Here is a 14438-nt window from a genome sequence, read left to right as displayed (position 1 = left end):
AAAAACAACAAGAAGATGCAACACGGTGCCGATCTGAATTCTTTTTTGTTTCTCAATAAGCTCCTCAACCTGCCGGTCATTTAATCCCTTGCAGTGAGGGCATTGTGACTGGGACCGATCATAAGCAAGAGAGCATCTGTCGCATTGTTTCAAATTGTTTGATTTTAACTGTTGGCGAAGCAATATTGCCCGTGCAAGCAAACTCATAAAGTGGCTTCTCTTTTATTGCATTCTGAAAATCAAGATCGTCCAAACTTTAATTTTTGAGGCCGTTTCTAAGTCTAAGCGTTATTGACCGGCTTTAACCTTTTCATACCAGTTTTTTCTGCCTTTAAAAATCACAAAATATTGTGAGTCCGGTGTTTGTGGAAATGCTGCGTATGGCTTTTTACATTCTTCACTCACCTATTGAAATTATTGATCAACATTATTGGCAACATGTTGCATTCGTACCCTATACCAGGTCAATATGCCTATCCCGGCCCTATCGCTTTCCGCACCTTGACCGCTAATTCCTGCATCGAAAACGGTTTCTGGATGAATTGAACGCCTTCATCTATCACCCCTTTATGGGCAATCACATCAGCCGTATAGCCCGACATGTATAAAATTTTGAGTCCGGGCCGGCTCATGGCCATTTGCGAGGCCAGATCCCGCCCATTCATCTCCGGCATAATCACGTCGGTGATGAGCAAATGGATTGTTCCATTGTATGCTTCAAATAGTTGCAATGCCGCAGATGGATTTCCAGCAGTCTGAACGGTGTAACCCAGCCTTTCGAGTATCTGTCTGGACATTTGGAGCACAGGTATTTCATCTTCGACGATCAGGATGGTTTCCGTTCCTGTGGGTAATTGCCGTGTGGGTTCTTTTGCGGGCTCCAAAGCGGATTCTTCCGTTTCATGACGGGGCAGGTATATTTTAACAGTCGTTCCCTTTCCGGGTTCGCTGTCTACATTGATAAAGCCGTTGTGCTGTTTGACAATGCCGTATATCATAGCCATGCCGAGGCCGGTTCCTTTCCCGATCTCTTTGGTGGTAAAAAATGGTTCAAACAGATTCGCCAGCGTCTCCTTGTCCATGCCCGAACCATCATCGCTTACGGAAAGCATGACGTATTGTCCGGGAACAAAATAAGGATAAAGGTTACAATAATCGTCATCAACCTCGACATTGTTTGTTTCTATTTTAATTTTGCCCACATCGGCAATTGCATCCCGCGCATTGACGGCAAGATTGGCCATGGTCTGGTCAACCTGGGAGGGGTCTAATTTTACCGGCCAGAGATTGTTGCCCGGGTGCCACACAAGCTCAATATTTTCGCCGATCAAGCGTTGCAGCATTTTCAGCATGCCGGAAATGGTGTCATTTAAATCGAGCTGCACCGGATTGATGGTCTGCTGCCGGGCAAAAGCCATTAGCTGCCGGACGATGTCGGCGGATTTTTTTCCAGCGGTATATATTTCCCGGATCGTTTCGCGGAGGGGATCTGACGGGTCCATCATGTCGATGGCCATTTCGGCATAACCATTTATAATGGTCAGCTTGTTATTGAAATCGTGGGCCACGCCACCCGCCAGACGTCCGACGGATTCCATCTTCTGGGCCTGGTTGAGCTGGGCCTCAAGACGTTTTTTCTTCCTCTCAGCCTCTTTACGCCAGGTAGTATCAGCAGATACGACCGTTAGGTATTCAATATTACCATTGTCATTAAAAACTGGTATGAGTGCGGATTCAAGCCATACATCATTTCCTTCGATATCATTAGCCAAAGTTTCTATTATAATCGTTTCACCGGTATCTTTTACTTTCCTCAAATTTTCTGTCATTTCATTTTGAAAAGCTTCCGGGAAAAAATAAAACGGATAGGGCTTCCCGTAAACTTCTGATTCTGACTTATCATCAATTTTAAGCATTTTAAAACCACTTGCGCTCATGTACTGAAGGTTGAAATCAAGACCAACGATTTTATGGCAGACCGGCGAATGGTCCAGCAATGCTTGATTTCGCCTCTTTAAAAAAGACAAATTTTTTTCTCCCTGTTTGCGGTCGGTGACGTCTCTTGCAACCCCTCGAAAACCGATCACCTTGCCATTGGTATCTCTCATTAAAGAAACAGAGGTGTCCACATAGCATTTTTCCCCGTCTTTTCTTATAAGCGCCCAGTCAAATGTCTTTATCGATGCTCCGGTAGTAAATACTTGATTAAATGCCTGAAAAACTTTTTCGGTATTATTTTTATCCGTTAATTCCCTAAAGTTCATCCCCATTAATTCGGCACTTGAATAGCCGAGTATCCGGCACGCGGAATCATTAAAAAAAGTTAAATTTCCGGCTGTATCCACCTCAAAATAGCCATCTTCGATACTGTCCAATATGGTCCTGTATTTCTCCTCGCTCGCTCGTAGCAACGCCTCGGCATGCTTGCGCTCGGTGATATCCTCGACCTCGGCAATCTCCATCTCCTGGCCTTCGAAAACAAGATGGTAGCTGTTGACCTGAACAGGAAACGTCGTACCATCCCGCCGCCGGTGCTCTGACTCAAAGCTGAGTTCCTTTCCTTCCCGGTACAGGTTCCACTGCTCTTGCCGCCTCTTTTGGGGATAATGCGGGTCCACGTCCCAGACGTGCATCGACAGAAGCGCCTCGCGTGAATAGCAGAGTTTTTCAGCTGCCGTCTCATTGACATAAGTGAACTTCCCCTCGGGCGAAATCCAAAAGACGCTGAGGGGAGATTTGTCCACCGTGAACTGGGTTCTGCGAAGAGCGTCTTCCGAGCGTTTTTGTTCTGTAATATCTTCAACAATCCCCGTGCAGCCGATAATGGTTCCCTCCTCAATTATCAAGGGAGAAAAATAAACTTTTATCGGGGTCGATTTTTTTGCCGTCACGGAGTGGTAAGTATCTTCGTAAAAGGCATTGCTGCCTGCGAGGGCTTTGCGCAATTCCTTGACGAGTTTTTGGTCGGGCAGCTTTTTCATGTCCAGGCCGACCAGAGCCTCTCGGGAAGAACCAATGATTTTGACAAAATTGTCGTTGCATGAAACGATAACCCCGTTTTCATCAACATGAAATACGCCCAGGGGCGACTGCTCAAACAACAGCCGGTAATGTCTTTCATTTTGTACAGCTGCTTCTTTGCTTTCCCGTAATTGCTGTTCTGCTATCCTGCGCTCCGTAATGTCTCTTGAACTTAGTATGATTCCTTGCGGATTATTGTTTTCATCCTTTAAAAAAGTGCCCCTTGTTTCAATCCAAAGGTAAGATCCATCCCTGCATCTGCATCTATACGCAATTCTATGGGGAGCACCAGATGCAACAAGCTCTTTGTACGCTTCAAGTACCCGGGGAAGGTCTTCGGGATGCACAAAATCCATTACGTTTTTTGCTGTCAGGGATTCCAGCTCATAACCGAAAATTTCATGGGATTTGCCAACAAACTTGAGGTTGCCTTCTATGTCTGCAAAAGAAACTAAATCGAGCATATTTTCAGTGACTGTCGTCAAAATCTCATTTTGATACTCGGATTCTCCGGACCTGCCGCGCAACTGCTCGTTTTGCAGTTCGGCCTCAATCTGCTTTACCTGCAATTCATAAAACTGTTGTTGAATTTCTTCAGGTGTCATGGAAGAAAAATCGGGTTGTTGAATGGCTTTGGCTTTTCGCTCTGCTTGTTCGCGGATTTGTGCAGGGTTGAATAATGAGGTCGTATTGGATTGCATTCGTGGAGTGTTTTTCTTTTCATCCGTCATAACGGGCTCCAGGGATTGTTATGTCAATAAATCCATCGGGAGTATGGCTTGAATGGTTTTCCAGTAAGAATCTTTATAAACCCTTTGGGCCGCCCAGTAAGCTTGAACATCCTGCAAGTAAAACATATTTCTGATGGATATTATTATATATATTAATAACTGTACCGATTGGTTGCAATGGTAAAATATGAAATGGTGGGGAGACATTTATTGGGGGGTTCAGTGCAACATGCGGCTATAAACTTCAGCTATGCGAATTTTAGGACCGCTCAGCACTCTCAAACAGAAAAGACAGTAATGCCGGCCTTTGGTCCGCCGCAGGGCAATACCACATATTGTATGCCCCATTTTTATCGGATAGCTGACGGGTTCTTTTTGCATTCCTGACTCCACCTGCCATTTTTGCTCCTCAGGAATATGGCAAGCTATGCTGTGGAGTCAGTTTTCAGAGATTTCAGTATCGGCAACAATTCGGGCACATCGTCTTGAATTATGCTCCAGAGGGTGTCGTTATCAATGCCGAGATATCCATGAATGAGCTGGTTGCGGGTGGCGATCATCATCCGCCAGGGAATCTCAGGATGGGCAGCGCGAAAATCTTCAGGAATGTGGGTTGCGGCTTCACCGATTAACTCCAAGTTGCGCAGGGTGGCGTCATATGTCATCCCGCTCACCTCGAAACCTGCTTGGTCAAGGCCTTCAGTGTAGGACAGGACTTTTTCAGCAAAACCGATCATATCGTCGAGGTAAAAACGCCATTCACGTTTGCTGGTATCAGACATTGACCCGCTCCCGTTCAATATAAGGGCGCAATTCCGTTCGCAGGGCCTTTTCGGTCACCAGATCGACCGGGCAGCCGAGAAGATCCTCCAAGTAGAACTGTACACCAAAATAGCGCCTGGAGGTGGCTGGACCGTCAAAGGCTACCAGTATATCAACATCACTGACACTGGTTGCATTGTCACGGGCAGTGGAGCCGAATAATGCCAGCATAGTCACCTCAAATCGGGCCTGCAATTCGGGTTTACTGCGGCTCAGCAGTTCAAGGACGCGCTGTCTATCCATTGTTCAACCCTGAAGAGATGGTTCTAAAAATCCTCACACTAACGAAATCATTATGCGCGCTATGGCCATTCAAGTCTACATAATATTATAACATCTGCTATTCGGTATACAAGTTAAATGTCAGGGTATGAATAAGGGTTTCTCTGCAACTATCGATTGGAACCAGAGCTGTGCTCGGAAGGCCGAAATTCTGATCGATCCAGGATTTTAAAAATCCTGCCTTCCAATATAACCATTCCTACTCAAAAATCTCCAGCACTTACACCGCAAGATCTTGACAGAATACATTTACAGGGATAACATCTGCGCATAATTTTTGCGCACAAGGAGGACACATGAAAGCAGTTAATTTTTATAACACCAACGCGCCAAAAAAGGCTGCCAATCTCAGCATCAACAGCGATCTTCTCATGAAGGCAAAAGAGCTCCATATAAACCTTTCAAATGTTCTGGAAAATCATCTTATAGAAATGCTGGCCGAGGCAAAACAGCATGAATGGAAGAAAGAGAATCGAGATGCAATTGAGGCCTACAATCATCGCATCCAGACAAAAGGTGTTTTCAGTGAAGGCTTGAGGAAATTTTGATGGCTCAATTCGATGTGTATGGAAATCCCAACCCGGAAACAAATCAAGAAATTCCTTATTTGCTCGATGTTCAGGCCGACTTGCTCGATACGCTGGCAACACGAGTGGTTGTGCCTCTTATAAATGCCTCGGCTGCGGGAAAACCTCTCCGGCATCTCAATCCCGAATTCACGGTCAATGAAACCCCGGTTATTATGTCTACCTCCGAGTTAGCCGGTATTTCGGTCCAATCAATAGGGCAAAAGGCGGGCACCCTTAAAGATCGGCGCGATGAGATAATTGCAGCACTGGATTTTTTACTCACCGGCTTCTGAAGTTCTGAAGCGGTTGATAATCTCGCCTGCCATACCCGCCCCGGAAAGCAAAATGCGTTATCTGTTTTAAAGCGAGATGGCCACAACTCCCGTTTGTTTCTTTAATTTTCAGAATTTGGTTGGCCGGTTTGCTATTTTATTATCCACATTGCCAATCTTGAAATTGTTGGGCGAGATTATTGGCGACAGTATTTAAAACCTCCGCCATCCCCATATATTTTTGAGCCTGCTCTTATAAAGTTGTCCTTGTTTATCCCCTGGTTTTGATATAAAAATTTAAGCATGAGATTGATTATTATAATAAGCAGTTTCGAATTCATTTTTATTTTTTACGAATAATATGAAGAAAAAAACCCGTGGGCAAACATACATAGAAGCAGAACAATACGGAGCTCCTCCCTTAGCTCGATTCAACTATATGCCTCGCATCATAGGCTTTCTCCTTTATGGAATTGTTTTAAGCACCATATTTTACAAGAACCCGGGTATTCTCCTCTGGTCGGCCATATTTCTTCAGGTTATTGTGTGGCCCCACATTGCGTATCTGGCCGCAAAATACAGCAAAGATGGGAGAAAAGCCGAATATCGGAATTTGTATTTTGAAACATTTTTATGCGGGATATGGATTAACCTGGTCTCTTTTCAGCTCTGGCCGTCAAGCGTTTTTTTTGTTGGTACAACAATAAACCAGCTGGCAACAGGAGGCCTGAGCCTTTTCAGAAATTCCTTGTTTTGCTTAGGCATGGGCCTGCTTTCCGCCGGATTATTCAACGGGTTTGATTATACCCCGCGATCCAGCATTGCAACGGCTTATGCGTGCATTGGCTTCCTTGTTCTTTATTCATCGCTTGTCGCTTATTTGAGTTTTGCGAGCTCGAAAAAGCTGAGTGAAAGCAGAAAGTCATTAAAAAAAGCGCATTTGGAAATAGAAGAGAGGCTAAAAGAAATTAAAAATGAAGTTGACCGGCGTAAAATAGTGGAAACCGAGCTGGTCGGATCCCTGTCTCTTATGGAAGCGATCCAGAATTCAGTAGCCGAAGGTATTTTGGCAATTGACGCCAACGGCAAAGTAATTGCCACAAACGATAGATTCGCAAAGTTGTGGCGCATCCCCGCTGATGTCCTTGAGACAAAAGACAACGAAAAATTCTTTGATTTCGTTCTGGGCCAGCTTGATAAGCCTGAGTCTTTTTTCTCCAAGGTCTGGCAGATGCATGATAAACCAGCGGAGATTAGCCGGGATATTTTGAAATTCAAAGATGGCCGGGTGTTTGAGAGTTATTCCCAGCCATTGATGATAGAGGGGCGGCATGAAGGACGGGTATGGAGCTTTCTCGATATTACCGGGCAAAAGCGGATGGAAGAAGAACTCAAAGTTACGCTTGAAAAAGTCGAATCAGTGAACCTGAACCTGGAAAAAGAGACGGCTTTCGCAAATGAAATGGCAAAGCAGGCCGAAGCAGCAAACCTTGCCAAAAGTCAATTTTTGGCCAATATGAGTCATGAAATCAGAACCCCGATGAACGCGGTGATAGGCATGTCCCATCTTTTGGCGGATATGGAATTATCGAAAAAACAGCAGCACTATGTCGATACAATTAAGCAAAGCGCGGAGTCGCTCTTGAATGTTACCAATGACATTTTAGACTTTTCCAAAATTGAAGCAGATAAAATGGAGCTGGAAAATATTGATTTTGATTTGTTTCAGTTACTTAACGAGATAACCGGCATGATGGAAATAAAGGCCCGCGATAAGGAACTGGAATATTCTTGTCGGATTGATCCGAACGTTCCCCAATATGTTTCAGGTGATCCGGGCCGGATCCGTCAGGTTTTGGTAAACCTTATCGGAAATGCCATTAAGTTTACACATAGCGGCAAAATTCAAATACAGGTGGATTTGGTTCAGAATAAAGCTCCGGCTGATGAACCGCAGATAATGTTGAAATTCAGTGTCCTTGACACCGGTATCGGGATTTCAGCTGAAAAAGTGCAAACACTTTTTGATGCCTTTACCCAGGCGGATGCATCAACGACACGGCAATTCGGGGGAACCGGTCTTGGGCTGTCTATTGCTAATAATCTTATCGCGATGATGGGCGGACATCTCAATGTTTCAAGCCAGTTGGGAGAAGGCAGTGTATTTACATTCACATTGGTCCTCGATAAGAAAACAGGGGCGGAAGCGGAAATAATAGAAAAGAAAACAACAAGTTCAGCAGATACGAATAAAACTTACGGAGCAGAGATGAAGCACCGGCCGAAAATCCTTGTTGCTGAAGATTTTCCAGCCAATCAGGATGTTGTTCAAGGGTTTCTTGAACGTTTTGGCTTCACTGCCCATGTTGTTGAAAACGGTAAAGAAGCCATCCGGGCTCTTGAAAACGATGACTATGACTTGGTGCTGATGGATGTCCAGATGCCCGAGATGGATGGCATTGAAGCCACCGAGATCATCCGTGACAAGTCTTCAAAAGTAAGGAATCATAACATTGCCATTATAGCCCTTACGGGCCATGCCATGGAAGGAGATCGAAGCAGTTATCTAAATATGGGCATGAACGATTATATTGCCAAGCCCACCAAACCGGATGATCTCTATGATGTTGTGAAGAGAAATTTACCACCCCAGATCTAAAATAATGATCCATTACCCCGGTTTCGGCAACTGTCCAAAAACTTGAATTCTTTATTCTATGGGCCATTGATAACAGAATTGCCGGTCCGGAAAACAAATCCAACGCCAAATCAGTGTTTAAAATGTTTTATTTTCCCGATATTGATTGTCTTTAAAACAAAATCTTTATGCTTATGTTTGATTGAAATAAAGATACCAAATTATAGACTCTTAGGTTTAATGAAAATATTCAATGCGGCTCGACGTTTTGTCATATTCTCTGGTGTTTCTAATTCCCATTAGCGCATATCTCGGCTACTGGCTCGGAGGGTTTTATACCTTTACAACACCTTTTTTAGTCTTCGGAATTGGACCACTTCTGGATTCCCTTATCGGTATAGACACAAGAAATCCAACGGACAAAAAACAAAAAGTTTTTGACGCTGAAAACCTCTATAAAATGATGACCCTATTTAGCGTCCCGGTTCATCTTATAGTTATTTTCTGGGGCGCTTATGTGTTTAGCTACGGAGATTTGTCTCTTACGGAGCGGATAGGTCTTATTATCTCCGTAGGGATAACCTCCAATATTTTGGGCCTCAGCGCAGCCCATGAACTGGCCCATCGGGTCAATGGAAAATTTGAAGTACTACTTTCTAAAATAATTTATGGCAGCATATGGTACATGCACTTTGGAATTGAGCATGTCGTGGGACATCACCGGTGGGTTGCTACGCCAAGGGATCCGGCAACTGCTCTTCTTGGAGAGTCTATTTATAAGTTCCTGCCAAAATCAATTTTTGGCGGATTTAAAAGCGCCTGGGAGTTTGAAGCCAAGCGAATGAAAAAAAAGAATAAAGCGGTTTGGCGTATGGGCAACCCAATGGTGGTCGCTCTGGTCGCGCAGGGGGTCTATACTGTTCTTTTTGCAGTGGTATTTGGCGGGCTTGGCATTTTGTTTCTTTTTGCGCATAATTTTATCGCAATTGGCTTGCTTGAAATTACAAATTATGGTGTTCATTATGGGTTGCTGCGACAAGAAGTCGAGCCTGGAAAATTTGAACCGGTTCGCCCCTGGCACGCCTGGAACTCAAGCAATTGGCTGAGCAACCATTTTCTATTCAACATACAACGCCATTCCGACCATCATTACAAACCCGGCACTCGCTATCATTTGCTTCGTCATTATAATAATGTTCCCCAGTTACCCACCAGTTATGCGGGAATGATATTAATGGCAATAATTCCCGCATTATGGCGCAAAATAATGGATCCACGGGCCCTGGAATTCAGACAAAGCTAAAAAGGCAGGGGGGATGAATAAAAGAAAACCGCAGACTGAAACAGCACCCAGTTCAACCCCTGAAGGCCTTGATATTGTGCCCCGCTGGCCGGAGTTTGACTTTTCAGGTGTCGGCAAATACTGGCTGAAAGATCCGTTTACCTCTCAATTTATGAACGCCCTTTCCATTGTAGTGCCCCTCTCGGAAAAAACAGTCATCGATATTGTCAGAAAATACGCGGATAACATTACCGATCCGAAACTGATCCGTGAAATGGATGCGCTGATCCGGCAGGAGGGCCGACACACGCTGATGCACCTGCGGTGCAATGATCTGCTTAAAAATTGCGGGTATTCGGCTCTCCGCCCCTTTGAACGCTTTCATAAATTTTTTATCAGGTCACTGCGCAGGGTTTCACCGCCTGCGTGGGAATTGGCCATGCCTGCAGCGTTTGAACATTTTACATCCGCTATCAGCAGGGATTTTATTGTCAACCAGGCGTTCTGGACGGCCGACCTGTCCAATGCCGCCATTGATTTCACCAACTGGCACGCACTGGAGGAACTGGAGCACCAGGCTGTGTGCTATGATGTGTTTTCAGCTCTGGAAAAACGGACCTGGCTGTTGACCCTGTCCCTGTTCTTTATATGGATGCCGGCGACATTGGTATCGGTCTACGGGCTTCAGTTTTATTTTCTATTGAAAGATGGGATACTGCGCAAACCCAAAAATTGGGGATCTTACCTGAAATTTATCTTTCAAACCCTGCCGATGCTCACAAGAGGCGCGTCAAAATACGCCGATAAGGGGTTCCGGCCCTGGAGTGCGAAAGATGTTCAAATTTATCAGGGTCAGAAACGAAAGATACAACATATCATTTCCTGATCAAATATTGCCGTAAAAAAGAATAAAGGAAGCGCTGACAATGCTATGCCATATCCCCCACGTACTTTCCAAGGACAGCGAGTGGGTCATTTTTCTGCACGGTCTGGGCGGCAATTCCAATATTTATTACAAACAGGTCGATGAATATAAAAAACATTTCAACCTGATGTTTATCGATCTGTTCGGTCACGGCTGCACCCTTGAACAGCTAAACGCCTACACGTTTGAAACTCTGGCCAAGAGTGCCATTAATGTCATGGACGAGGAGAATATCACATCCGCACATATCGTCGGTGTTTCCCTGGGCACCGTTGTGATGGATGCCTTCAGCATATTGGCTCCCGACCGGATCAAAACCATGACGCTGAGCGGAGCGGTCCAGGGATATGATTTCAGAGCACGGTTTCTGCTAAAATCAGGTGCCTTGCTGCAGTGGGTGATCCCATATATGTGGCTTTACAAATTGTTTGCGTTTATCATGATGCCCAAAAAAAGCCATGCCGCCTCTCGACAAATTTTTGCCCGTGAAGCAAAGAAACTGGGCGGCCGGGAATTTCGAAAATGGTATAAACTAATGGAATCTTTGGAGCCTTTTTATGCTTCATTGCCCGACCAGCCCCAAAACACAATTCCCCGACTGTATATTTCAGGCGATGAAGATCACCTGTTCCTGCCGTTGGTTATTCAAAGTTACCTGCGTGACCCTCAGGCATCTATCCATATTATTGAAAAATGCGGGCATGTCTGCAACATTGAGAATCCCGAAGAATTTAATCGGGTTTCCCTGTCTTATTTAAACAGCTACCCGGACCTTCCCAAACTTCAACATATCCCGAAACATACCCGGGCCCATAAAATTGCCATGAAATTTCAGATGAGCGACAGTTAAGGCAATAAATTTGCCCTTTTTAGAGTCCTCATTTAGTCATTAAAATTAATCAACATGATGGCAATGTGGTGCTGACATTCCTTTGGCGCAGGACCCTTCGGATTGCGTTGATTGACTTGACCGAATCAGCCAGAATGGAAGCTAAGCGGTCATTTTGTGTTGACGAATCCACGATTGCATGGCCTCGGGGGACATCACTTCAGGGTTACCATAATCTTTTTCATCCGCATCTTCTAATTCTGGCGGCAGATGATCAATAATGCTTTCCAAGTCCTTGTGGTCAATGATCTCCTCGTCAATTACACGCGCCATTTTTTGACTGGCAGGTGTTTGGAGCAGATTATATCGTCGCATGGACTTTAAGAGTCCCAGAAGCAGCATCTCCCACGTAGTCATCGGCTGCTGCTTTGCTGTTGCCGATTCAGCCGAAGAATCGAGAAAGGCAAACGGGGTTTGCGCAAACGCTTCATCGCGGGCAATGAAAGCTGCCATCCAATCGGTGTCAAAAGAAAAATCAAAAACCGTTGGGTTGGAAATGATCTCTTGGAGAAGATGGCTCTCGTAAAGTTTAAAAGCAGCTTGCGTATCCAAAATGCCGCGGGAAAATATAGCCTGTCCAATCATGCGCTGCATGTGACGCAAATTTTTGATGCCGATACCCCAGCGGGCGCTGTCTTTAACCAGCACCGAATCAGGATGCTTGCGGTTGCCGAGTACGACCCTTATGCCGTCTTGTATAAACGGCCTCAGCAAAAGGCCTATTTGCCCTAAATGCACGGAATTGTCTGCGTCGGTATAGATAACCGCGTCCGCGCCATCCGCTATTGCCTGGCTGCAGCCCAGAATAATCGCGCCTGCCTTTCGCGAATCATCAACCGAGGCGAGACCGCGCAGCGGGCCTGAAGTGGCAGGCAGATATTCGGCCAGAAACATAATCCGGATTTTATTATCTCGATCATACTTGGACGCAATTTCGCGGGCCGCTTGACCGCTGCCGTAAGGGCAGCCATCATCAACAGGGTAAAGGGTCCAATCGACAGCGGTTTCCCGGCAGATCCATTCTAATTGACGAATTTTATTGCGCAGTGAGTCTTCACCATGCGGATTGGCAGCGCTTTTCGGCTGCAGCCGGTTTTGTTCGCCCCACATGGCAAACACGACGCCAACTTTCAGCGGCCGGTCGTTTTTCAAAAGTAAGGAGCGCGAATCCACCAATTTGGCGGCTATCTTAAATTCCAGTGGGGCTATTGGCCGACGTGACATTTCTACCACATCGGCAATCTCAATATTTCTATCAAGAATCGCATCGGACAGCTTCAGCAATCTCGTCTGGTGGCCAGGCTCTGTTAAATCAAAGTCTTCTTTGGCATCGGCCATTAATGGCTCAAGATCGTTTATGGTGCCCTCCATGCTTTTTTTATTAAGGGTTTACCGAAAGGCGATATCGTAACCGCTGAATAAACCCAATCCTTGCGGAATGAATCCGTTATGCCATGATCCGCCAAAAATTACAAAGCATCTGATGCTGATAATTCGGCAACATTTGTTCATCAAGTTTTAAAAAATCCGCAAGCTAAAACTTTCTGGTTGATTCAGAATTATCAAGACTGGTTAATTTAAATCTTCGTGGTTCAAATATTCATTATGTCACTAAAAAGACATAATAGAAAAAATACAGTAAACAATAGATCGCCTGATGCAGCGTAAATTGAAAGCCTTTCTCCTTTTCCGATTTTGAACAAGTAAATCCAGCTTGCGGCAACGGCAATTTTACCAATAATGCCCATCACAATAATGCCGTAAAACAATATCGGATTGATGGCGATCAAAAAATAACCAATACCGAAGATCAGCACAACAATCCAAAATGCCCGATTTAAGAATATTGTGATAAAATCGTCAGTTCGAACGCCGTAATATTTTTCCAAATTCAAAGCAGGTCTCAAAATTCCATCCACTGCGCCCAATAAATTCCAACAACCCGCAATAACGAAAAACCATTGCCATGCCTGGTAGCTCCACTGCAAGGGATTCAAAATCATAGCTTTTTCCTTACCTCGCCCACTTTTCAGGTTCTGTCCGAAGATGAAATCGAGCGCATCTATTTTGATGCCCTGGGGATTATCGAAAGTGATGGCGCCCGCGTGGAGGGTGAAGCCGCCCTGGCGCAGTTTAGAAATAGCGAGGCGGCGGTAACCGATACCAACCTGGTGCGCATCCCGACGGTTCTGGTGGAATCAGCCCTGCGCAGCCATCCCCGAAAAATTGTGCTTGCCGGCCGAAACCGGGGATTATCAACATAAAGAAAGCCAAAACCAATGTTTGCTGAGGAACATCACAGATAAAAAATCGCCGCTTATTTGATTAATGCGAGTATCTGATCGAGGTCCGCGTGGTCTCCGGCAGATTGGTCCCGGTGCTCGAAAAGGAGCTTATCGCCGGGGCCTATCAAAAAAATGCCTCCCTGCTGCCAGTGATCTCCGGCGGTTGAGCTTTGGCGGAAACCATTTTTTATTGCACCGATGCCGCGCAAAATTGAGGCAGGCCCCAATGTGCGCCCGATACCGCGCACCAGTTTGAAAGCGCGATATGCGGCCAGATCCATATTTACATAAATTTCACCGGTAAATCCGTATTTTGCAATAAAATCCTGCGCCTGGTCAGGGCTGCCGCTTCCAATGGCAACCAGTGAGATGCCGGCTTTATCAAGTTGATCCTTAACAGCCATCAAAGCAGCTAACTGCTGCTTGGCAAAAATTCAACCAAAATGGCGCAGAAACGAAAGCAGGATCGGCCGATTGAGCCACAGGGATTCAATATCTATGGAATCGCCTTTTAAATCTTTGACTTCTACATCCGCTAAACGCGGCTTTAACTCGTCGTAGGTCATATTGTTCTCCTTTATTCCGATGTTTATTTTCACACCCGCAATCTGGCAGCCGCGACTTTTTTGTTCAAGCCTTGAGTCTGGTCTTACGCCAGTCAGCCGTCATTATCCAGACTCTGTAGAGAGAATTTAAATCTGTAAATCTGGGGGCATAAATCT

13 protein-coding genes are annotated in these 14438 nt (G+C 45.2%); 7 read left to right on the top strand and 6 right to left on the bottom strand.

Features of this window, described 5'->3' with window-relative positions:
- Window positions 1-473: 473 nt before the first annotated feature.
- The 3 genes from U5L07_17370 to U5L07_17360 form a co-directional block, all read right to left on the bottom strand.
- Window positions 474-3752, bottom strand: a complete 3279-nt coding sequence (locus tag U5L07_17370; GenBank protein MDZ7833518.1) for a PAS domain S-box protein — start codon at window positions 3750-3752, stop codon at window positions 474-476.
- Window positions 3753-4177: 425 nt separating this feature from the next.
- Window positions 4178-4534, bottom strand: coding sequence for a DUF86 domain-containing protein (locus tag U5L07_17365; protein ID MDZ7833517.1), 357 nt, complete (start codon window positions 4532-4534; stop codon window positions 4178-4180).
- Entirely contained in the window at window positions 4527-4817 is a 291-nt protein-coding gene (locus U5L07_17360) for a nucleotidyltransferase family protein (protein ID MDZ7833516.1), read from the bottom strand. The genes U5L07_17365 and U5L07_17360 overlap by 8 nt, the downstream gene beginning before the upstream one ends.
- A gap of 335 nt (window positions 4818-5152) precedes the next feature.
- Between U5L07_17360 and U5L07_17355 the strand changes: the two genes are divergently transcribed.
- The 6 genes from U5L07_17355 (at window position 5153) to U5L07_17330 (ending at window position 11392) form a co-directional block, all read left to right on the top strand.
- Window positions 5153-5404, top strand: a complete 252-nt coding sequence (locus tag U5L07_17355; GenBank protein MDZ7833515.1) for a type II toxin-antitoxin system CcdA family antitoxin — start codon at window positions 5153-5155, stop codon at window positions 5402-5404.
- Window positions 5404-5718, top strand: a complete 315-nt coding sequence (locus tag U5L07_17350; protein MDZ7833514.1) for a CcdB family protein — start codon at window positions 5404-5406, stop codon at window positions 5716-5718. Before U5L07_17355 ends, U5L07_17350 begins: the two co-directional genes overlap by 1 nt.
- Before the next feature lie 340 nt (window positions 5719-6058).
- Entirely contained in the window at window positions 6059-8356 is a 2298-nt protein-coding gene (locus U5L07_17345; protein ID MDZ7833513.1) for an ATP-binding protein, read from the top strand.
- Between the two features lie 232 nt (window positions 8357-8588).
- Entirely contained in the window at window positions 8589-9638 is a 1050-nt protein-coding gene (locus U5L07_17340) for an alkane 1-monooxygenase (GenBank protein ID MDZ7833512.1), read from the top strand.
- A gap of 13 nt (window positions 9639-9651) precedes the next feature.
- Entirely contained in the window at window positions 9652-10503 is an 852-nt protein-coding gene (locus U5L07_17335; protein MDZ7833511.1) for a metal-dependent hydrolase, read from the top strand.
- 40 nt (window positions 10504-10543) lie between these two features.
- Window positions 10544-11392: an alpha/beta hydrolase gene (locus U5L07_17330; GenBank protein ID MDZ7833510.1), complete on the top strand. Its 849-nt coding sequence runs from the start codon at window positions 10544-10546 to the stop codon at window positions 11390-11392.
- Window positions 11393-11533: 141 nt separating this feature from the next.
- Here U5L07_17330 and U5L07_17325 read toward each other — a convergent pair whose 3' ends face one another.
- On the bottom strand, window positions 11534-12802 hold the full coding sequence (locus U5L07_17325) for a glycosyltransferase (GenBank protein ID MDZ7833509.1): 1269 nt from the start codon (window positions 12800-12802) through the stop codon (window positions 11534-11536).
- Between the two features lie 221 nt (window positions 12803-13023).
- Window positions 13024-13419, bottom strand: a complete 396-nt coding sequence (locus U5L07_17320) for a hypothetical protein (protein MDZ7833508.1) — start codon at window positions 13417-13419, stop codon at window positions 13024-13026.
- On the opposite strand from U5L07_17320, the gene U5L07_17315 reads away from it, so the two are divergent.
- Window positions 13393-13695 (top strand): trimethylamine methyltransferase family protein, encoded by a 303-nt coding sequence (locus U5L07_17315; GenBank protein MDZ7833507.1) that lies wholly within the window; start codon window positions 13393-13395, stop codon window positions 13693-13695. The genes U5L07_17320 and U5L07_17315 overlap by 27 nt on opposite strands.
- 53 nt (window positions 13696-13748) lie before the next feature.
- On the opposite strand, the gene U5L07_17310 is transcribed toward U5L07_17315, so the two are convergent.
- Window positions 13749-14282 carry a peroxiredoxin-like family protein gene (locus U5L07_17310; protein MDZ7833506.1) on the bottom strand — a complete coding sequence of 178 codons (534 nt, stop codon included), beginning with the start codon at window positions 14280-14282 and terminating at the stop codon, window positions 13749-13751.
- Between the last annotated feature and the right edge of the window lie 156 nt (window positions 14283-14438).

It is taken from the genome of Desulfobacterales bacterium (assembly GCA_034520365.1).
Classification (GTDB): Bacteria; Desulfobacterota; Desulfobacteria; order Desulfobacterales; family Desulfosalsimonadaceae; genus M55B175.
The sequence above is the reverse complement of the archived record's forward strand: the minus strand, read 5'-3'. Positions and strand labels throughout refer to the sequence as shown.

Coding starts and splice junctions, on each gene's coding strand:
- U5L07_17370 (MDZ7833518.1), bottom strand. CDS start 3,752: ATGACGGATGAAAAGAAAAACACTCCACGAATGCAATCCAATACGACC.
- U5L07_17365 (MDZ7833517.1), bottom strand. CDS start 4,534: ATGTCTGATACCAGCAAACGTGAATGGCGTTTTTACCTCGACGATATG.
- U5L07_17360 (MDZ7833516.1), bottom strand. CDS start 4,817: ATGGATAGACAGCGCGTCCTTGAACTGCTGAGCCGCAGTAAACCCGAA.
- U5L07_17355 (MDZ7833515.1), top strand. CDS start 5,153: ATGAAAGCAGTTAATTTTTATAACACCAACGCGCCAAAAAAGGCTGCC.
- U5L07_17350 (MDZ7833514.1), top strand. CDS start 5,404: ATGGCTCAATTCGATGTGTATGGAAATCCCAACCCGGAAACAAATCAA.
- U5L07_17345 (MDZ7833513.1), top strand. CDS start 6,059: ATGAAGAAAAAAACCCGTGGGCAAACATACATAGAAGCAGAACAATAC.
- U5L07_17340 (MDZ7833512.1), top strand. CDS start 8,589: ATGCGGCTCGACGTTTTGTCATATTCTCTGGTGTTTCTAATTCCCATT.
- U5L07_17335 (MDZ7833511.1), top strand. CDS start 9,652: ATGAATAAAAGAAAACCGCAGACTGAAACAGCACCCAGTTCAACCCCT.
- U5L07_17330 (MDZ7833510.1), top strand. CDS start 10,544: ATGCTATGCCATATCCCCCACGTACTTTCCAAGGACAGCGAGTGGGTC.
- U5L07_17325 (MDZ7833509.1), bottom strand. CDS start 12,802: ATGGAGGGCACCATAAACGATCTTGAGCCATTAATGGCCGATGCCAAA.